The following is a 19888-nucleotide window of genomic DNA, read 5'->3' as shown; positions in this document are numbered from 1 at the left end:
ATCGTGGCTACCGTCATTCATCACCCGCCCGCGATGGCCGCAGCGTACGCCGCATCCAGAACGCAGACAGGCCCAGGAAGTAAGCGGCGGCAACCAGCGACCTCCAGTCGGGTTCGCCGCTGAACAGCAGTATCGAAGGCAGTGCCCAGGCGCAGAAGATCAGCAGGCGCCGGGCGTCATGCGTCACCATTGCCCGAAGTCCCACTCCCACCCGAGACATGAACAGCGTCAGCATCCCCAGATAGGCAACGGCGCTCACTACCGAGAACACGGCAACGCTGGTGTCGGCCGGGACGCTGAATCCGTAACACGCTGCCAGCGTGGCAAGACGAACCGCAAAGGTGCTGAACTGCGCGAACAGTTCCATCTTCTGCAGTTCCATCACATCGGGCAGGCAGGAAAGCGGCGAGAACTGAAACTGGAAATAGACCCAGGGTGCCATCCAGCGCGCATAGTGGCCGGCCATGCGCCATCGTTCGCCGAACACGGCGGCGAACAGATCGGGCCCGGCGCAGACAAGCAGCACGAGCGCAGGGACGCCGGCATTGGCCAGCTTCCGGCGCAGCGCTTCGGCCACCTCGGGCAGGCGACCGGCGCGCAAGGCGGCGGGGGCCTGGGCAAAGAAGACACTGCCGATCGCCGCACCGATCAGTGAGATCGGCGCCGATACCATGCGCAGCGCGAAAGCAAAGTAGCCGACGACGGCAGCGCCGAACAACGCCGAGAAGATCAGCGGCACCAGGTGCACGCCCGCCACGTTGAATATGGCCGTCCAGGTGGAGTAAAGCGGAAAGTCCTTGTAGCGCCGCGCAAGCGCCACGATGCGGACCAGCTTCACATTGCCGCCCCCTCTGCGACGGATTTCCTTGATCGCGTAGAGCAGTCCGCCGGTGCCATGACCGATCACCGTTCCGCCCATCAAGGCCAGTACGCCGAAACTGTAGCCGCCCAGTTGCACCAGGTTTGCAATCACGGATCGCAGGAGTCTGGTTTGCGCGAGCTGGCCAAAGTACTGCATCCGGACCATCCACCGCTCGATCACGGTGTAGAGACCGGTCGCGGCAACGCCGAAGGGGAGCAGCCAGAGAGCGTTGGCGCTGATCGACCAGTTCAGGGTCAGGATCAGTGAGTCACCGAAGAACAGCACGCCGAGCGCGCAAAGCGCGCTGGTTCCCCCCACGCACAGCAGGCACAGGGCCACCAGATTCTCGGCGGCGCGATTGCTGGCGGGCAGCGCGATCGATAAGTCGTAGCGCAGGCACGCGACAACGCTGAAGAACGCGAGCAGGCCCGCGAAGACCGCCACGGCGCCAAAATCCTGAGGAGAATAAAGGCGCGTCAGAATCGGCGAAACCGCCAACGTAATGATCTGCGCGGCGGCCTGCCCGCTGACCAGCACGCCGATACTTCTGCCCGCGCGGGGTTTCTCCACCGTGCCGGCGTCCGCGGCGAGCGCTTGCTTGTTCAAGGCACCACTCGCTCTGGCTGGCACATGGCATGTTGGAGAATCACCGAACAGATTGCCTCCTGGCTTGCCATGTCGAGGTATGGATGCATCGGCAGACTCAACACCTCCCGCGCCAGCGCGTCACCGACCGGCAGGCAGGCCTGACTCGCGGCCACGGCGGGCTGCCGGTTCAGCGGCGACGGATAGTGCACGACCGTGGGGATTCCGGCGGCCTTCAGCACATCCTGCAACGCATCGCGATCCTGCACGCGGATGGTGTACTGCGCCCATACGCTGCGGTTGTAGGGTTCGACATGCGGCGTGGCCTCGAATCCCCCGTTGCGCAGCAGATCGCCGTACCGTGCCGCCACTTGCTGGCGCAGTTCGACTTCCTCGTCGAAGATCGTCAGCTTTGCCAGCAGGATGCCTGCCTGCAACGTATCCAGGCGGCTGTTCACGCCAATGCGGACGTGGTGGTAGCGCCGCTCCTGGCCATGACGCGCGATCTGGCGCATCGCCTTGGCCAGATCCTCGTCGTTGGTGAAGATCGCTCCGCCGTCGCCGTAGCAGCCCAGTGGCTTGCTGGGAAAGAAGCTGGTGCAGGCAATCGTCGACAGATTGCAGCTACTGCGTCCCTTGTAGGTGGCGCCATAGCTCTGCGCGGCGTCCTCGATGACCGGCAAGCCGTGGCGTGTGGCAATTTCATTGATGGCGTCGAGATCGGCGCACTGTCCATACAGGCTGACCGGGATGATGGCCGCGGTGCAATCGGTGATCGCCGCTTCGAGCGCCACTGGGTCGAGGTTGCAGGTGCGTGGGTCCACATCCGCATAGACTGGCTTCGCTCCGAGCAAGGCGACGGTTTCGGCGGTGGCGATATAGGTGAAGCCGGGCATGATGACCTCATCACCCGGCCCGATACCCAGCGCCATCAGCGCGATCTGCAGCGCGTCCGTGCCGTTGGCGCAACTGATGCAGTACAGCGCGCCGGTATCGCTCGCAAGCCGCTGTTCAAGCTCGTCGATCTCCGGCCCGAGAATGTACTGACCATGCGCCAGCACGCGCTGAATGGCGGCGTCAATTTTGTGCTTGATCCGGGCTTGCTGCGCTTTGAGGTCGATGAACTCGATCATGGCTGATTTCCTGTGCGGATGGCATGCGGAGAGGACTTGTCACTGCATCAGGCTTCGACCTTGCGCAGTGTTGCGCCATCCAGGACGTAGCGCTGCCCGCTATTCGGACAGACGGCCTCGCCCCCGCCGCGCACCGGCAGGTCGAGCTGTTCGCCGTATTCGCTCATCCAGCCGATCTGCCGCGCGGGAACGCCGACCATCAGCGCATAGGCGGGCACGTCCTTGTTGACGACGGCGCCTGCACCGACGAATGCATATTCGCCGATCACGACGCCGCAGACGATGGTGCAATTGGCACCCAGACTCGCGCCCCGCTTCACCAGGGTGTCGCGGTATTCGTTCTTGCGTTCGATCAGCGAGCGAGGGTTGTAGACGTTGGTGAACACCATGCTGGGACCGCAGAAAACGCCGTCCTCCAGCGTGACGTTGTCGTAGACCGAAACGTTGTTCTGAATCTTGACGTCGTCGCCGATGACGACGCGGTTGCCGATGAATACGTTCTGGCCGAGCGAGCAATGCTTGCCGATGCGCGCACCCGCGCAGACATGCACGAAATGCCAGACGCGCGACCCTTCGCCAATCTGGGCGCCTTCGTCGACGATGGCCGATAACTCTTTATGGTTCGTCATCACAGCCTCAGGCAAGCAGTTGCTGAAGGAAAGGATGGCCTTCGTTGTCGCTGGGCGCCGTCGCGCGCGCGGAGCGGATCGTGCTGACCGTCTCTACGCAATGACGCGCGTCGTCCAGGCCGTAGCCGCGGCCCGCGAGTATTTCCCGGTAGCTGGTGGTGTGCAGGTCGGTGAAGCCTTCCGAAAACTCGATCTCCGAACCGTCCACGGTGATGGATCGATAGGTCGACTTCTTGCCCACCACAGACGCCGGCAGGTCATTGGCATCGATCGAGAGAAACCAGCGCACGCGCGCGTTCTCGTATTCGAGATAGCCCGCGGCCTTGTTCTCCGCGGCATAGTGCACCACGTTGCGTTGCAGGTTGCCGAAGATGAAGTGCAGCATGTCGTAGAAGTGCACGCCGATGTTCGTGGCCACGCCGAAGGATTTGCGCGTGTCGCCCTTCCAGCTTTCCAGATACCACTTTCCGCGCGAGGTGATGTAGGTCAGGTCGACCTCGTGCTTGCGCTCGTTGCGCTCGCTCGCCACCTTGTCCTTGAGCGCCAGGATTGCCTGGTGATGGCGCAACTGCAGAATATTGGACACACGCTTTCCGGTCTCGCGTTCGACGAGCGCCAGTTCATCGAGCAAGGCCGGTGTCGGAACCAGCGGCTTCTCGCAGATCACGTCGCATCCCAAACGCAGACCGGCAGAGATATGCGACTGGTGCAGGTAGTTCGGCGAGCAGACGGAGACGTAGTCCAGCGCTGAACCGGGCTGGCGCCGCAGGCGCCAGGCGTGGTCATAGAAACGCTCGAACTCGGTAAAGAATTCGCTCTGTGGCGAAATGCTGTCGAGGATGCCAACTGAATCGTTGATGTCGTACGCCGATACCAGCTCGTTGCCCGAATCCTTGATTGCGGTCATGTGGCGTGGCGCAATGTAACCGGCCGCTCCGATCAGTGCGAATCGTTTCACGCTAGCGCTCCTATGTACTCAGGCTTTGACAACGTTTGCGTACGACGCGCGGTACTTTCCGCGACTATCAATGAGGAGCTTCGCGTGCTGGCGGATCAGTAGATAGTCGAACGCATCGTGATCGGTGGCCAGCACCACGGCGTCGAAGCCGCAGAGCGATTCGCCGTCGAGCGGCTCGCTCGACAAATCGAACTGGTGCTCGCGCATTTTCGGAAACACCGGGACGTGCGGATCGCTGTACGCGACAATCGCGCCGCGTGCGCGAATCTGTTCCATGATCTCGACGGACGGCGATTCGCGCATGTCATCGACGTTCTTCTTGTAGGCGATACCCAGCACCAGTACCTTGCAGCCTTTCAGTGCCTTGCCCTGCTGGTTCAGCCCTTCCACCAGCCGCGTGACCACGTACTCGGGCATGGCCTTGTTGACTTCACCGGACAATTCGATGAAGCGGGTATGCAGGCCGTATTCGCGCGCTTTCCAGGTCAGGTAGAAAGGATCGATCGGGATGCAATGCCCGCCTAGACCAGGCCCGGGATAGTAAGCGGTGAAACCGAATGGCTTGGTTGAGGCGGCGTCGACCACTTCGAAGATATCGATGCCCATCCGCGTGGCCACGATTTTCATTTCGTTGACCAGGCCGATGTTCACGGCACGGTGAATGTTCTCCAGCAGCTTGGTCATCTCGGCGGCCTTGGTCGAACTCACCGGCACCACGCGGTCGATCGCCACTTCGTACAGCGCCAGACCAACCTCGCGGCAGACCGGCGTCTGGCCACCGACGATCTTCGGAATGCTGCGCGTTTCGAATTTGCCGTTGCCCGGATCTTCGCGCTCCGGCGAATAGACCAGGAAGATGTTGCTGCCTACCTCCAGCCCACCTTCCTGCATGCGCGGCAGCAGTTCCTCCTCGGTCGTGCCGGGGTAGGTCGTGCTTTCCAGCGACACCACCTGTCCGGCGCGCAGATACTTCTTGATCGCGTCCGCCGTATTGATGACGAAGCTCATGTCCGGTTCACGATGCTTGTTGAGCGGTGTCGGCACGCACAGGATGATGGCATCGCACTCGCTGGCACGCTCGAAATCCGTAGTGGCCTCGAATCCGGTCTCGCGGGCACGGCCGATGCTGCTCGCGGGAATATGCTCGATGTAGCTCTGTCCGGCATTGAGTTTTGCAACCTTGCTCTCGTCGATGTCGATACCCAACACACGAAACCCGATTGCGCAGTAACGCAACATCAGCGGCAGCCCGACATAGCCCAGGCCGACGATGCCGATAATGGACTCCCTGTTCTTGATCCGTTCGATGAGGTCTTTAGCAATTGGGCTCGACATGATGGAATCAGAAGTTTTGTGGTTGAACTCGATTGCGTCAGACTGACGTGCGAGGTGATAGCGCTGAACTAATCAGCCGTGCTTCGATTGTAGAAACTCCCTAACCTCTGTAGATGCAGGCATTGTTGCCACCCGCACACAACGCTGCACTTTCCGCAGCGATCTTCCCGGTACTTGCAGCCGCATGCCGGAGAGTCATCAGGCTATCGATTCGCGTTGAAAAGAAGCATCGCCCGAACGGGCATCGTCCATTCGATTGAGGACGCATCACGCCATCGCGCACGCGGTGCGCGATATGCACGGCAATGTGCGAAGCCGCACCGATGCGATCGATGGGGATGTGGAGCTGCCGCGAATCCGTGCGTAAGCAATAGCTCAGGGATTGCGGAGCGAACGCAGGAACAGGTAGGTCAGCAGGATGCGTGAAGGGGTCTTCTGAATAAAGAAGTACGGCTGCTGTCTGGCGCCGAATGCTCTGAAGAAGCGCTCGACCGGTTCCAGCATCGATCCTTCGAAGTCGAACGAGCGCGCCACGGTCGATGCGAAGCGGATCGCTTCCCACATGCACAGGCTTGCCGCGCCACTGGTGCGGAGCACTGGGTCCGAGCCTCCCATCAGGTAATAGGCGACTTTGCCGTCCCAGACCAGATAGACGCCCGCATGACGACGGCCCTCTTTGTCCACGGCGATGAAAATCTTGCGCGCGCCGCGTGCCGCACACGCGGCGTCAAGACGGCGAACATAGGCTTCCGTGTAGGGCTGCGCCATGCTTTGCCGCGAGAAGACCTGCCGGTTCAGCTTGATGAATTCGTCGATACCAAGATCGTCACGAACCTGAAGGCCGTGACGCGAGCTGGCCTTGCGGATTTCGGCGCGGATGTTGGGCTGCATGCCGTTCCAGAGCGCGTCCGTGTCCGACAGGTCATCGAGTACGTAGGTGTACTTGGTGGTCTGACGGAAGCCCTTCCAGCAAAAGGGCAGCCAGTTGGTCTGGCTGGGGTCCCAGTGCTGCTGGAAATGGTCGAACCGAGGGAGCTGCGCAATCAGTTCGTCCATCAGCTCCTTCTGCTGACCCAGCACTCTCGCCGGCTTGCCATCCATCGGTGCCAGCCACGGTCCTGCCATTTTGGCCAGTGCCGGTTGGGCAATGACGAAAAACCCGTACATGTGCCGGGGCGCGTAGGGCAGGCTTGCGACTATCTGTCCGCCGCGCTCGACCAGCGCAGCGCCCCAGTTTCCGGGGCCGGCGGTGGCGTCCAGCCACCACGCCTGGCTAAAAAGCGGAATATTCGCGGCGGTATTGCAGTGCTGGTGGTAGCGGACTTGCGACGTGTCGCCCGCGACCTTCACCTCGGCGGTCTCACTGACGGGAGTAGTGGCTGCGCTTGCCGCTGGGGCATGAAGTCCGGCGTGGTGGTCGGCATCCGCTTTACCGCTAGGGTCGGAAGTCGGCTGGACCACGTCGGTTGCGGCACTGGCAATCACATTCGCGCTGTTCATCGATTCCTCCCATGCCGTTAGCCGGCTGATGCTTCCGTGGCGGCATGCTGCTCCGCCAGTTTGCCGACGCTGGCCAGGTAGGCGCACTCGAACGGTTCGATGCCGGCCTGATGTGGATCGGGCGCAAGGCTGGCAGCCTTCAGCCAGCCTCGCTCGGATTGGACAATGTCGCCGGCGGCAGGTCTACGCTGGTTTCCGTGGACGGATGCCGGTGCGGTGTCGTGCCGCGCAACTGCTGCGCGGGTGCCGCTACCCTGCGGGCAGGCGAATCCAGAGAGCTGTAAGGGGTGTATTCACTGACCAGGCCCTGTACTGCGATCTGGATCTCCAGTTCGTCGCGGGTGTCGCAGGCCGCGAACAGACGATCGAGCTTCGCATGTAACTCCGCGGTTTCGAGGAACGGTTCGTTCGAGCACAGGATGCGCTCGTGTCCACTCGGCGTTACCTCGCCACCGATCAGGAGTTCTTCAAACAGCTTCTCACCGGGGCGCAGACCCACCACCTTGATTTCGATGTCGCCGGAAGGGTTCTTGCGAGTCTTTTCGACGAGCCCGGACATCTCGATCATCGTGCGGGCAAGATCGATGATGCGGACCGGCTGGCCCATATCCAGCACGAAGACCTCTCCACCTTTCGCCATCGCACCGGCCTGAATGACCAGCTGGGCGGCTTCCGGGATCAGCATGAAGAAGCGGATGACATCGGGATGCGTGATGGTGATCGGCCCGCCCGCGCGGATCTGCTTGCGGAACAGCGGCACCACCGAGCCGGATGAACCGAGCACGTTGCCGAAGCGCACCATCGAAAACGTCGTTCGCGTGTTCGGGCGGAAGGCCGCGGCCTGGAAGGTGAGTTCGGCAATGCGCTTGCTGGCGCCCATCACGTTGGTTGGGCGCACCGCCTTGTCGGTGGATATCAGCACGCAGGTCTCAACACCAAAGTGATCCGCCAGATTGGCAATGGTCAGGGAGCCCAGCACATTGTTGCGAATGCCCTCTGGCATGTTCTGTTCGACCAGCGGCACATGCTTGTAGGCGGCGGCGTGATAGATGGTGTCCACCCGCTGGCCGCGCAAGGCGGCTGACACGGCATCGGTGTCGCAAACGGAGCCGATCAGCGCTGTGATCTGCAGGTCGGGGTGGCGTTGCCGCAGTTCCTGCTCGATCGCGTAGAGGGCGTATTCGGAGTGGTCGAACAGTATCAGGCGACTGGGCCCCTGCGTTGCCACCTGACGGCACAGCTCGTTGCCGATGGAGCCGCCCGCGCCGGTCACCATCACCGTCTTGCGTTGCGTGCATTTGGCGAACAGGTCTTCACGCGGCGGGACGATGTCGCGGCCCAGCAGGTCTTCCACCCGGATGTCCCGGATCGAGTGCACGGTGATCTTGCGATCCACGAGTTCGAGCAGCGTGGGCAGCGTGCGCACGCTGACCGAGTAGCGGTGCAGCTTGTCGACGATCTGGCGGCGGCGTTCCACCGGCAGGCTTGGAACGGCCAGCACGACTTCATTGATCGCGTGCAGCCGGATCTGCTCACGCATCTGGTTGCTGTGATAGACGCGCAGGTCGGCAAAGACCTTACCGTCGAGCGTGAAATCATCGTCAAAGAAACAGACCGCCTTGTGGCCCATGCTGGCGCGCATGGCGATGGCTAGCTGAAAACCGGCCTCGCCGGCGCCGAAGATGCCCACGCGCGATGCGGTGGGCCCGGGCTGCGCTTTCCGGAATTGCTGCGAGCGTGTCAGCAACGCGCGTGCGACAAAGCGCGAGATCACGACGTAGGCAAATGCGATGAACCAGTAGATCAGCAGACCGGTACGGGGCAGCCTGTCGAGATGCACTAGGAACGAGAGCGCGTAGGTAAGGCCGACCAGGCAGGCCAGGCTGGCGCCGGTTGTCCACAGGACTTTCAGGTCAAAGTACCGGATGACTGTCCGGTACAGCCCGCTCATCGAAAAGACGGGAATCGTACAGACAGCAATGATCAGCGGAGGCGTAATGCCGTACTGCGCGAGCAGTTCGAAGTTGCCGGCACGCAGGAACAGCGCGAAGGCGAAACACAGCGGCAATGCGAGCAGGTCCGCCGTCACCATGAGCGCGGTTTTGCGGCGTCTTGGCAGAGCCATCAGCCAGTGCGAGAACCATTTGATCATTTGCCGCTACCTCCACTCGCTGAGGCGGGCCAAGATTCGGCGACTACCCGACTGGCATCCGAATACCCTGGGGAACAAAAATCGCTGCGCACGGTTCTGCATTGCTCGAAGGCTTTTCTTTTCGTTCTATGGAAAGGGCCACTGGCTGGTGGCCCGCAAGGTCATGCTTTCTAGTCACGGCTCCCGATTTTTCCTTCACGCCATCAGCGCGACGAGATCCGTCGACGCAAGGCCCGATTGAAGCAATTATTGTTGTTGCCTCGGTACTTGCAACACAGCTACGTGTGTTCGCGTACGTAGCGGCGGCGCGAAGAGAATTCACGCGCCACGGCCGCTCCATCTCAACTGAGTGGTCTAGGCCACATGGCGGCCTTCACTTGCCGATGCGAGTTTGATTAGATGGAGGCATTCCGCAGGACCCGGTGTGTCGCGTCGCGTGCGGAATCGGGCGGGCCATGACCCGCCCGATTTGCAGCACTTACCCTGACAACGATTGCCGAGGCAGATGACCATGCTGGATACCGGATTCTCTCCCTGGCCGAGCTTCTCTGCCGATGAGGCAGCGGCCGTGCAAAAGGTCTTGCTCTCCAACCGGGTGAACTACTGGACTGGCTCGGAATGCCGGGCGTTCGAGAAGGAGTTCGCCGCGTGGGTTGGCGCGGCGCATGCGGTCTCACTGGCAAACGGGACGCTTGCGCTCGATGTCGCGCTGAAGGCCCTGGGCATCGGACCGGGCGACGAAGTCGTGGTGACGCCACGCACCTTCATCGCCAGCATTTCAAGCGTAGTGAACGCGGGGGCTACGCCGGTATTCGCGGACGTCGATCTTGCGAACGGGAATCTTTCCGCGGCCACCATACGCAAGGTCCTGACGCCAAGCACGCGCGCGATTCTGTGCGTGCACCTTGCCGGCATACCTTGCGACATGGACCCGATCATGGTCCTGGCGGAGGAGCACGGAATCAAGGTGATCGAGGACTGTGCCCAGGCGCATGGCGCACGTTACAAGGGGCGTTCGGTCGGCACGATCGGAGACATCGGCGCATGGTCCTTCTGCCAGGACAAGATCATGACCACCGGCGGTGAGGGCGGCATGGTGACGACCAACTCGAAAGAGCTCTGGTCGCGCATGTGGTCGTACAAGGATCACGGAAAGAGCTGGGAGGCCGTTTATGAGCGGCAACATGCCCCGGGCTTCCGATGGCTGCATGAGTCGTTCGGTACAAACTGGCGCATGCTGGAAATGCAGGCCGCTATCGGCCGGATACAGCTTGCGCGCATGGAGCAATGGACGGCGCAACGCACGGCCAATGCGGAGGTCATCGCCGATGCGCTTGGCGCATGCGCCGCCGTGCGCCTGCCGTCTTGTCCGGCACATTCACAACCAGCCTGGTACAAGTTCTACGCATTCATCCGCCCGGGATTGCTCAACGATGGCTGGAGCCGCGATCGCATCGTGGCGGAGATCCAGGCGCAGGGCGTGCCATGCTATCCGGGCGGCTGCTCCGAGGTCTATCGTGAGAAGGCATTCGACGGCACTGGCTGGCGCCCGATGCGGCGTTTGCCCAATGCGAAGTTGCTGGGTGAAGCCAGTCTGATGTTCCTGGTGCACCCCACCCTTAGCGATGCGGAGGTCAGCGAGACAGGGCGCGTCGCCGCGGAGGTCATCACACGTGCCACCTCCCGTGCGCCCGTCCGTGCCGCCGCAGGCGTCTCCCTGACCGCGGGCCTGATGAGTGGGGATGCATGACGACGATGGCGTCGTTGGAATCGCAGCTCTTTTTCGGGGAAGCAGGGGAGGGCGATGGCGATGGCAGTGGTCATTGGTATTGTCCTAGTCCGCTCAGGACACCGGACTCAAGCGTATAGCTGGCTGGCTTGCTTCGGCGCGATTCGATGGGGACGCGGCGAAGGCAATGTGCGCCTGGCGTCAATGAAGGCGGCTGCGCGTGAATGCGCGATTCTCATCGGCGATATCTGATGGAAATCTCCATTCTTGATACGTCCAGCGCCCGATGGAACGCCGTGCTCGGATGCTGCCGGCATGATTGCTGCCACACGCCCGGCTGGCTGCGCGCCGCTGAGTATGGCGACCGAGGCAAGGCATACGCCGTGCATGCGACGGACGGCAGCGCACACCTGCTGGTGCCTTTCATCCGCCGGGAGCTGCCGGGGGGCGACTGGGATGCGGTCTCGCCCTATGGCTACGGCGGACCCGTTGTCAGCGACGGCACATCGAGAGCCTTCACGGACGCAGCCCTGAGCAAGGCCGTCGACATCCTGCGCGAAGCGGGCTGCGTGTCATGGTTCATTCGCCTTCATCCGCTCATCAACGCCGGCTGGGAGAGTTCGGTCGGCGCCGTCATCGAGCAAGGCCCGATTGTCACGATCGATCTGACCAAGACCGAGGCGGAGCACTGGCATGAGACCGCGCATAGTCATCGCTGCGGCATCGTCAAGGCCAAGCGGGCCGGTGTGGGCGTAAGGGTCGACACCAGCCTCGAAGCCATGATCAGGTTTATCGAACTCTACAACCAGTCGATGAGCCGCCTGCATGCGCTGGAGTACTACTACTTCGACGAGCGGTACTACATGACGCTCTGGCAGGAACTCGGTACCGACGTGCAGCTGTTCGTGGCGGAAGAGGAAGGACAGATCATCGGTGCGGGGCTGCTATCGGTTGCGCGGGCGATGGGTATCCTGCAGAGCCACCTGTTCGGCGCCGATACACGGTTTCTCCATCGCCAGCCGCAGAAGCTGCTGATCCACGCGCAGCGCGCATGGGGCCGCGAGCACGGTCATAAGCGGTTGATCCTGGGCGGAGGACGGACGTGCAACGGGCAGGCGGAGGATTCGCTATTCAGTTTCAAGCACCGCTTCTCGCCCGACATCCACGTCTTCAAGACGCAGCGGCTGATCGTCAACCCTCAACGGTATGCGGCGCTTTGCGGCTGCGGCAGAGCCGACGAAATGAGTGGCCTGGACGGATATTTTCCGGCGTACCGACGTCAGGAGGTCGCTTTGAAATGACGCTGGCATCGTTGCCATCACCGCGCCGGCCCGTCAGAGCGGGCGCGGCGCGGCGAAGCGTTCAGATCGTCGGACTCGTGGCCTGGTAGGTGGATTCGCTGCTGCGGGAAGCCACCACCGGCAGCGTGCCGCTGCCGCGTGTCATGTGCTCGTCGCCGCTCACCCATTCCAGCGTGGCGCCGCGCTGCAAGGCTGCGTAGACCGCCTCGCCCTTGTTGCGTACCTTGAGCCGCTGGTACAGCGTGCATGCATGGCTTTTGACGGTGGCCACGGAGATATTGAGCATGCGGCTGACAGTCTTGATCGGGTAGCCACGGGCCAGCAGTACCAGCACCTCGTACTGACGAGGCGTGATCTTGAGCATTTCTGCTTCGTTGTAGCTCGGACCATCCTCGGCGATCGGCATCGACTGCGCCGGCACGGCCGGTGCCGATGCGATCGGCTGGCCAGGTCGCAGGCTGGTGAGATCGCGCACGGCCACGGCGGCGCGCATTGCGCTGGCGCACGCGAACGGCGATGCGGAGTCCTGCGGCAGGGCGGCGGAAAGCGGCAACGGCGCGGCCGACGCCAGCGAGGTGGCCGCGGGCATGGCCGAGCGCGATGCGGCCGGCGTCGTCACGGCTTCGCCCGCGAACATCAGCCCTTGCACGCTGGAGATGGCCAGCCGGATGGCGGCTTCGATCACGGCGAGCGATGCAGATTTCGGCAGGCAGCCGCAGATGCCGCGCGCGGCATCGGAAGATGGGACATGCAATGGCAGTGCATCGGCCAGAACCAGGATGCGCTGCGGTGCCAGGCGCTCACGGGCCTGTTCCAGCTGTGCCCAGCCAGTGGCTTCATCGGCGGGCATGCCGAAGACCAGCAGATCGGCGTTTCGGTGCGGGATATCCAGGCGGTTGATGTCGGCCGGCGCAAGCGCCAGTACGTGTCCGGATTCCTGGATGGTTTCGAGCATCTGCAACAGCCCGAGCCGGAGCAGTGGATGCTCCTCGATCAGCAAGGCGTTCATTCTTATTGACTCCCCGTTTATGGGTGAGATGCGGGACGCTTTGCGTGAGGGAAGTACACCGCTGGCCTGTGCGCATGCCGTGGATGGCACCGCGTACTTCAGCTGTAACCCCGTGCTTCCGTGTCAGTCGATGCCCACTTGTAAGAAGGGCTTGTCCGCGCGACCGGAAGTATGACCCGTACCCTAACCCGAAAGTAAATCTCGCTCCTAAATCGAAACTTAAATTCATCTTATGGGCTGGTCGGAACGAATGCAAGCGGGCTGATCGTGGTTGATGCCGGGTTGTAATGCGCTCCCCCTCATAATCCATTGCCGGGATAGTGCATTTGGCTGGAGAAGTATTTGCAAAGCCATCCAGAACGGCCTGTCATGAGGGTTTCACGATTGATACAGCACCTCTGGAGGTTGTTTCACGCATGCAACCGATTTGAATGAAAATGGCCGGACGAATATCAAAAACTAACCCGGTTGGGGGGTGTGGCATTAACGAAAATCGTGTCCGGTGGCGCATTACTGAAACCCTCTGAAAATGTTCCGGATGTCACTATTTATGATGGCGCCATTCGTGGGGAGTCTGGCGGACTAGTGCAAAAGGATGAAGCGGGGATCGTGCCTCGGCAGGAAAGAAAAACGCGTTGTACCGTCACCGTCGCCCGGTCTGCAACCTACCTCAATGGATGACTGCAACCATCGGCGCAAAGGCAGCGGGCCGGTCCCCATGCCCGTGGGTCCGGCCCGCATTACCTTCGTCAGTCACACGCATTGCGCACATGCAAGCATGCCGCGTTAGCGATAAAGCCAGAGCGTGCGCTGACTTACCACCGATGCCCGGCTATCAGCGCCAGTAGCCTGGGCGCTTGTACCAGCCATGCGGACCCTGGACCCAGCGGTCGGGAACATAGCGATGACCGGGGCGCGCTGCCTGCCAGTAGCCGCTACGCCAGGCGTAGTTGCCATTGGCCCGGTCATAGTGGCCCGGCACCCAGGCCTGGCCGGGGCGCGGGCCCGGGCGCACCTCGTGGTGCGGCGGCGGGGGCGGGTTCTTGTAGTAGCCGTCGTGCGCCTGTGCGGCAGGCGACAGCAGTCCGAAGATGCCGCCCGTGGCTAGGACGGTTGCAGCAAGCAGGATCTGGCGTTTCATGGTGGCTCTCCTGGTTTCGGCGGTAGCCGGAATGTCGTTCGGTTGTCTAGGTGCGATCGGCTTAGTAGCGGCCGCCGCGGTAGTAGTCGTGGTGGTAGTGCGGACCACGTGGCGGCACAACGATGCACGCCGATAGCAGAGCGCTGGTGGTGGTCAGCAGGATGGCCAGGGCGATTGCGCGTTTCATGTGGGGCTCCGTTTTCGGTTCGCGTTGAATACGGCTTCACTCTAGCGGCGGGTCCGCCGCCCACGCGGTTGCACTTGTAAGGCTGTCTCACATGTACGGAGGCCGCGCATCGCCCTTTTCGTGATGCGTCGAGCTGCCCGGCAAGCCTTGTGCAGCAAGGCTTTGCGGGAATGTGACGCGGACGTTTACGGGATCTCTGACCTGTCAGCCGCAAGTAATGTGGCGTTACATCGGAAATGACTCACGTAAAGGTTTGGCGGAGGCATTGGCAATGCGCGGGTGGGCACGCAGTGATGGCGGCGTCTTTAACCGCCCCGTCATCGCGTTACGGGTTTGCCACGTTATGCGCAGAAACGGGTACGCTTCAGCCATGTGGGGCCAGCTGCCGGTTTCCCCGTGGTGGTGCGCGAACCGCGCCAGTGGTGGAGCCAGCGGGCCGTGGTACGCCCCACGATGCGTCAAACGCGCCTCGTCATCCGCGCGATGCGATGGCACGAAGCTTGCGCCAGTCATTTCGCCGTATTCCCGGAGGGAGGACGTCATGCCGGTCATGTTCATCGTGCTGGTCCTGCAGGCACTCGAAGGCTTGAGCCCGCTCACCGTGCCGCAGTTCGCGCGTGCACGGTTCGACGACGGCGCCGCCGATGCGGTAGCGGTCATCGAGCGAACGCACTCGCGCTAGCCCCCTGATGGCGCCGTCTTCTCCGGGATTCCATTGACGAATGACCGGAGAGACTAACCATGAATCGCGACGACGTAACCGACCTGATCATCGAAGCCAAGGTAAAGCGTGGCATCGCATGGGCCGATGTGGCCCAGCGGGTTGGCAAGAGCAAGGAATGGACGACCGCGGCCTGCCTGGGCCAGATGACGTTCGACGAGGCGGGTGCGCGCGCAGTAATGGAAATCTTCGACCTGCCCGCCGAGGCGGAGCCGTGGCTGCGCACGGTGCCCTACAAGGGATCTCTGCCGACCCAGGTACCCACCGACCCACTGATCTACCGGTTCTACGAGCTGATCAGCGTGTATGGCACCACGTTCAAGGCGTTGATCAATGAGGAATTCGGCGACGGCATCATGAGCGCCATCGACTTTCGCATGGATCTGCAGCGCGAAGCCGATCCGAACGGGGATCGCGTGCGCATCGAGATGTCCGGAAAGTTCTTGCCCTACAAGACGTACTGACAACGTACTGAAGCACTGCGGGCGCCAGGGTGGCCGTGTGTGCGGCCACTCTGGACATTTCTACGCGGAACCGCCGGCAGTCAGCCGAAGTATTCCTGATAGAAGCGCGTGCAGGTGCCTGCCTGGCGGAAGGTGTAGGGCAGCTCGGCCATTGCGGCGGCTTCCAGCGAACCAAAGGGAATGTCGAGATCGGCCTCGGTTTGATCGGCCACGTCGTCGGTGCGGGAAATGTGTTGCGGATTCACGGTAACACTCACTCAATCGAAGGCGGGCCTGCTGGGCGCCGCGTTGCATGGGATTTGGCTTTTGAGGCGGGATTGCCGCCACGCAGCAATCCTACGGAACCATGCGCGCTTGATCATCGGGTATACGCTGAAAAGACTGTTTCAATTCGAGGATTAATCGCCGTCGGCTATCTGGCCCATAGTGGAGCGGGCGCAACAAATGCCATCAAATCGGCATGCGCGCGACGCTTGTGAAGAAATCCCGCCGCGCGTGTAGCGCAGGACTATAGTGGCTGTGGAGCCGCGTCCCGAAGCGGTTCTTCACTTCCCTGCTCCACCTGACGCAGGAGTCCGCCATGAGTCTGCCGCCTTGCTTTGCCGACCGCCGGGAGGCAGGTCAGTACCTTGGCCGCCGTCTGGCCGAACTGGGCTATTCGCGCACCCCGGATGGTGATCCGCCGCTGGTGCTGGCATTGCCGCGCGGCGGTGTGCCGGTGGCCCATGAGGTGGCCATCGCGCTCGATGGCACGCTCGACATCCTGCTGGTCCGCAAGATCGGCGCGCCCGGTTATCCGGAGCTCGCCCTCGGTGCCGTGGTGGAGGGCGATGCCAGCGGACACGACCCGCACACCGTGATCAATGAAGACCCGTGGGCGCAACGCGCGGTGGAGTCCGGCGCGTTCGATGCCGAGCGGGGCCGCCAGCTTGGCGAGATATGCCGCCGCCAGCAGCGTTACCGTCAGGGGCGGCCCGTGGTGGCCATGCGGGGGCGCTGCGTGATCGTGGTCGACGATGGCGTGGCCACGGGCGCGACGATGCGTGCCGCGCTCGATGCCGCGCGCATGGCAAGGGCTGCCCGGATAGTGGCCGCCGTACCGGTGGGATCAGCGGAAGGCCTTGAGAAATTGCGTGAGGTGGCGGACGAGGTCGTGTGCCTGAATACGCCGGCCAACTTCGGCGCGGTGGGTGCCTTCTATCTCGATTTCTCGCAGACCACTGACGACGAGGCCATGACGTTGTTGCGCGCAGCCGCGTTCCCGCATGTTGCCGCCTGGCCGCGTGGCGATACGCCGTTCAGGGATGGCCCGCTTGCCCCTTGAGGCGTGATTTCAGGTGCGGTACCAGCCCGCCTGCATGGAGCAGCACGCGCAGGAAATCCGGCACGGGTTCACAGGGCACGCGCGTGCCGTTGTCCAGGCGCACCTGCGCGCCATCGAGATCGAAAGTCGCGTGCGTGCCATCGGCCAGCACATCGGTCTGCCGGCACACAAGCACTGGCAGGCCGATATTGATGGCGTTGCGGTAGAACAGGCCAGCGAACGACGGCGCCAGAACGGCAGCCACGCCCAGATGCTTGAGCGCCTGCGCCGCCTGTTCGCGCGAGGAACCCATACCGAAGTTGGTACCCGCTACCACGATGTCGCCCGGCCGGACCGTGCCTGGGAATTCCGGGCGCAGGTTTTCCAGGCAATGGCGCGCCAGTTCATCAAGGCCCGCTTTCATATAGATGCCGGGCGCCATCGCATCGGTGTCGACATCGTTGCCGAAGCGCCAGATGCGTCCGGCGGGCGGATGTGAAAAATCGGGGGCAGGGGTCATGCAAGCAGCGTGCGTGGATCGGTGATCTGGCCCGTCACGGCGGTGGCCGCCACGGTGTAGGGCGACGCCAGCCAGACGGCGCTGCCCGCATCGCCCATGCGTCCGGCAAAGTTGCGCGCCGTCGAGGCAATCGCCCGGCTGCCGGCCGGGAAGCGGCTGGCGCCATAGCCGGCGCACGCGTTGCAGGCGTTCGGCAGCAGCTCGGCGCCGGCATCCAGCAGCACGCCAAGCGTGCCTTCATGGGCGGCCTGCTGTTGATCGCGCGCCGACGCGGGCGCCACGCGCAGCGATACACCGGCCGCTACCTTGCGTCCGCGCAGTATGCGCGCCGCCATGCGCAGGTCTTCGAGCTTGGCGCCGGTGCAGGCGCCGATATAGGCAATATCGATCGATTGCCCCGCGGCCTGGGCCACGGGTGCGCTGTTGGCGGGCGTGTGCGGCGCCGCTACATGCGGTGCCAGCGTCGCGGCATCGAAGCGATGCGTGGAGAGCGTCGGCGCGTCGGCATCGCTGCGCCATTGGCGCGGGTCGATGGCCGCAAGCGTGGCCGCATCGACGCCCGCCTGCGCCAGCCAGGAGATGGTCGTGGCATCGGGCGCGATCAGCCCTGTCTGCGCGCCGAGTTCGGTACACATGTTCGTGAGCGTCATGCGTTCCTGCATCGGTAGCGCCGTGACAGCCGTGCCGGTGAATTCGATGGCTTCGTAGCCGCCGCCAGACATTCCAAGCGTGGCGCAAAGAAACAGCATGATGTCCTTGGCGCAGACGCCGTCGGCGAGCGCGCCCCGCCAATCGATGCGGATGGTCTGCGGCACGCGCAGCCAGATCTCGCCCGTGGCCAGCACCCCGGCCATTTCGGTGGCGCCCACGCCGAACATGTAGGCGCCAAACGCGCCGCCCGTGGGACTGTGGCTGTCGCCCCCGACGATGAAGCGGCCCGGCAATACAAAGCCGCGCTCGGGCAGCACGACGTGGCAGATGCCTTCGCCATCGATGAAGTTCGGAATGCCGGCTTCACGAACCCAGTCGCGCGTGAAGTGCACGATGGCTTCCGCATCGGGGTCGGAGGCCGGCACGAAATGATCGGTGACCACCACGTATCGCGATGGGTCCCAGACGCTCACGCCCAGGTCCCGCAGCAGCGGCGCCACGCGGCGAGGTCCGCTGGAGTCGTGCGACATCGCCAGATCGACCTTGCACATCACGATGCTGCCTGGGGTGACATGCGCCACGCCGGCCGCGCGTGCCACGAGCTTTTGCGCGAGCGTGGCGGGCAACTGGACGGGGTCGACGGCGGTGCCGCTGGACAGGGTCATTCCGGCTGGGCTCCGGAATACTTCACCACCGTGGCCCAACGCTTCACGTCCTGTTTCACGAAGTTTGCGAATGCTTCCGGCGGCATGGCACTGGGCTGCGCGCCGTCATTCTCCAGACGCTTGCGTACGGCCGGTTGCGCCAGGCCTTGACGTGCCGCCTGATAGAGCGTCTGCGTGATCTCGGGAGGCAGGTTGGCCGGGCCGAACAGGCCGAACCACGCGCTCGATTCGAAACCCTTGACCGTGGCACCGATCGGCTGCGCGCCAGGGAACTGCGGCAGCGGCGCCGGGCTGGTCACGCCCAGCACCTTGAGCTTGCCGGCCTTCACGTGCTGCGCGACGTTGATGGTGCTGGCAAACATCAGATCCACCTGGCCAGCCAGCAGATCGGTGATGGCGGGCGTGGTGCCCTTGTACGGGATGTTGACGATGTAGGTGCCCGTCATCATCTTGAACATGTCGCCGGCCAGATGCACCGACGAGCCAACCGAGCCGATGCCGAAGTTGAGCTTGCCCGGTTCTGACCGCGCAAGTTTGATCAGCTCGGGGATATTGTTGGCGGGCAGCTTGGGCGTGGCCACCAGCACACTGGGTACGTTGGCCACCAGTGTGATCGGCGTGAAATCGGCGATCGGATCAAACGGCAGCTTCTTGTATAGCGTGGCGTTGATCGTATGGCTGGTGAAACTCATCAGCAGCGTGGTGCCGTCCGGGGCGCTCTTGGCCACCATGTCGGCGGCGATGTTGCCACCGGCGCCGGGACGGTTCTCGACCACCACGGGCTGGTCGAGCGTCTGGGACATTTCCTGCGCAATCGTGCGTGCCAGGGTGTCAGTGGTGCCGCCCGCGGGGGCGCCGACCAGGATGCGGATCGGCTTGCCGCCTGCAATCGCGGCATGCGCGGCTGGCATCGCCAGCAGCGATGCCAGAGCCAGAAGCGCCAGCGCGCGGCGGCGGCCTGGTTTGACGGAGTAACGGGACGGCTGAAGCACGCCCGGGCGAACGACTGGCATGACGATGGCTCCTCGACAGTGTGATCAGGA

Annotated in this window: 19 protein-coding genes; 5 read left to right on the top strand and 14 right to left on the bottom strand. The window is 63.0% G+C overall.

Annotated features, from left to right (window positions below):
* Positions 1 to 13 precede the first annotated feature (13 nt).
* The 7 genes from AC3FLX_RS00510 to AC3FLX_RS00480 all read right to left on the bottom strand — a co-directional run bounded on the left by AC3FLX_RS00510 (position 14) and on the right by AC3FLX_RS00480 (position 9154).
* The gene (locus AC3FLX_RS00510) at positions 14 to 1468 is read right to left on the bottom strand and encodes a lipopolysaccharide biosynthesis protein (protein ID WP_488693045.1); all 1455 of its coding nucleotides are present in this window, start codon (positions 1466 to 1468) and stop codon (positions 14 to 16) included.
* Positions 1465 to 2580, bottom strand: a complete 1116-nt coding sequence (locus AC3FLX_RS00505; protein ID WP_488693044.1) for a DegT/DnrJ/EryC1/StrS family aminotransferase — start codon at positions 2578 to 2580, stop codon at positions 1465 to 1467. The genes AC3FLX_RS00510 and AC3FLX_RS00505 overlap by 4 nt, the downstream gene beginning before the upstream one ends.
* Before the next feature lie 47 nt (positions 2581 to 2627).
* Positions 2628 to 3209, bottom strand: coding sequence for an acyltransferase (locus AC3FLX_RS00500; protein WP_488693043.1), 582 nt, complete (start codon positions 3207 to 3209; stop codon positions 2628 to 2630).
* Between the two features lie 7 nt (positions 3210 to 3216).
* A complete protein-coding gene (gene wbpB, locus AC3FLX_RS00495; RefSeq protein ID WP_488693042.1) occupies positions 3217 to 4167 on the bottom strand; it encodes a UDP-N-acetyl-2-amino-2-deoxy-D-glucuronate oxidase in 951 nt (316 codons plus the stop codon).
* Between the two features lie 18 nt (positions 4168 to 4185).
* Positions 4186 to 5502, bottom strand: a complete 1317-nt coding sequence (gene wbpA, locus AC3FLX_RS00490; protein WP_488693041.1) for a UDP-N-acetyl-D-glucosamine 6-dehydrogenase — start codon at positions 5500 to 5502, stop codon at positions 4186 to 4188.
* Positions 5503 to 5877: 375 nt separating this feature from the next.
* The gene (locus AC3FLX_RS00485; RefSeq protein ID WP_488693040.1) at positions 5878 to 7002 is read right to left on the bottom strand and encodes a GNAT family N-acetyltransferase; all 1125 of its coding nucleotides are present in this window, start codon (positions 7000 to 7002) and stop codon (positions 5878 to 5880) included.
* Positions 7003 to 7141: 139 nt separating this feature from the next.
* Entirely contained in the window at positions 7142 to 9154 is a 2013-nt protein-coding gene (locus AC3FLX_RS00480; protein ID WP_488693039.1) for a polysaccharide biosynthesis protein, read from the bottom strand.
* Positions 9155 to 9665: 511 nt separating this feature from the next.
* Here AC3FLX_RS00480 and AC3FLX_RS00475 point away from each other — a divergent pair.
* Together AC3FLX_RS00475 and AC3FLX_RS00470 are read left to right on the top strand one after the other, a co-directional pair.
* Positions 9666 to 10904, top strand: coding sequence for a DegT/DnrJ/EryC1/StrS family aminotransferase (locus AC3FLX_RS00475; protein WP_488693038.1), 1239 nt, complete (start codon positions 9666 to 9668; stop codon positions 10902 to 10904).
* A gap of 230 nt (positions 10905 to 11134) precedes the next feature.
* The gene (locus AC3FLX_RS00470; protein WP_488693037.1) at positions 11135 to 12184 is read left to right on the top strand and encodes a GNAT family N-acetyltransferase; all 1050 of its coding nucleotides are present in this window, start codon (positions 11135 to 11137) and stop codon (positions 12182 to 12184) included.
* A gap of 61 nt (positions 12185 to 12245) precedes the next feature.
* On the opposite strand, the gene AC3FLX_RS00465 is transcribed toward AC3FLX_RS00470, so the two are convergent.
* From AC3FLX_RS00465 to AC3FLX_RS00455, 3 genes are all read right to left on the bottom strand, one after another.
* Complete coding sequence (locus AC3FLX_RS00465) at positions 12246 to 13193, bottom strand: helix-turn-helix transcriptional regulator (protein ID WP_488693036.1); 948 nt, start codon at positions 13191 to 13193, stop codon at positions 12246 to 12248.
* Between the two features lie 835 nt (positions 13194 to 14028).
* The gene (locus AC3FLX_RS00460) at positions 14029 to 14334 is read right to left on the bottom strand and encodes a hypothetical protein (RefSeq protein ID WP_488693035.1); all 306 of its coding nucleotides are present in this window, start codon (positions 14332 to 14334) and stop codon (positions 14029 to 14031) included.
* Between the two features lie 61 nt (positions 14335 to 14395).
* Positions 14396 to 14521: a hypothetical protein gene (locus AC3FLX_RS00455; protein WP_029050781.1), complete on the bottom strand. Its 126-nt coding sequence runs from the start codon at positions 14519 to 14521 to the stop codon at positions 14396 to 14398.
* Between the two features lie 541 nt (positions 14522 to 15062).
* On the opposite strand from AC3FLX_RS00455, the gene AC3FLX_RS00450 reads away from it, so the two are divergent.
* Positions 15063 to 15203, top strand: coding sequence for a hypothetical protein (locus AC3FLX_RS00450; RefSeq protein WP_488693034.1), 141 nt, complete (start codon positions 15063 to 15065; stop codon positions 15201 to 15203).
* 59 nt (positions 15204 to 15262) lie between these two features.
* Positions 15263 to 15706 carry a cyanase gene (gene cynS / locus AC3FLX_RS00445; RefSeq protein WP_488693033.1) on the top strand — a complete coding sequence of 148 codons (444 nt, stop codon included), beginning with the start codon at positions 15263 to 15265 and terminating at the stop codon, positions 15704 to 15706.
* Positions 15707 to 15786: 80 nt separating this feature from the next.
* On the opposite strand, the gene AC3FLX_RS00440 is transcribed toward cynS, so the two are convergent.
* Positions 15787 to 15951: a hypothetical protein gene (locus AC3FLX_RS00440; RefSeq protein WP_488693032.1), complete on the bottom strand. Its 165-nt coding sequence runs from the start codon at positions 15949 to 15951 to the stop codon at positions 15787 to 15789.
* A 335-nt stretch (positions 15952 to 16286) separates the two neighbouring features.
* Here AC3FLX_RS00440 and AC3FLX_RS00435 point away from each other — a divergent pair, with 335 nt between their 5' ends.
* Positions 16287 to 17030: a phosphoribosyltransferase gene (locus AC3FLX_RS00435; protein ID WP_488693031.1), complete on the top strand. Its 744-nt coding sequence runs from the start codon at positions 16287 to 16289 to the stop codon at positions 17028 to 17030.
* Here AC3FLX_RS00435 and AC3FLX_RS00430 read toward each other — a convergent pair.
* Genes AC3FLX_RS00430 through AC3FLX_RS00420 form a run of 3 tightly spaced genes read right to left on the bottom strand, consistent with a single transcriptional unit; the run spans position 17005 to position 19858 of the window.
* Positions 17005 to 17529 carry a LeuD/DmdB family oxidoreductase small subunit gene (locus AC3FLX_RS00430; RefSeq protein WP_488693030.1) on the bottom strand — a complete coding sequence of 175 codons (525 nt, stop codon included), beginning with the start codon at positions 17527 to 17529 and terminating at the stop codon, positions 17005 to 17007. The genes AC3FLX_RS00435 and AC3FLX_RS00430 overlap by 26 nt on opposite strands.
* Positions 17526 to 18845, bottom strand: a complete 1320-nt coding sequence (locus AC3FLX_RS00425) for a 3-isopropylmalate dehydratase large subunit (protein WP_488693029.1) — start codon at positions 18843 to 18845, stop codon at positions 17526 to 17528. Before AC3FLX_RS00425 ends, AC3FLX_RS00430 begins: the two co-directional genes overlap by 4 nt.
* On the bottom strand, positions 18842 to 19858 hold the full coding sequence (locus AC3FLX_RS00420) for a tripartite tricarboxylate transporter substrate binding protein (protein ID WP_488693028.1): 1017 nt from the start codon (positions 19856 to 19858) through the stop codon (positions 18842 to 18844). The genes AC3FLX_RS00425 and AC3FLX_RS00420 overlap by 4 nt, the downstream gene beginning before the upstream one ends.
* Positions 19859 to 19888: the final 30 nt, after the last annotated feature.

It is taken from the genome of Cupriavidus sp. 291-E7, from assembly GCF_057798835.1.
The sequence above is the reverse complement of the archived record's forward strand: the minus strand, read 5'-3'. Positions and strand labels throughout refer to the sequence as shown.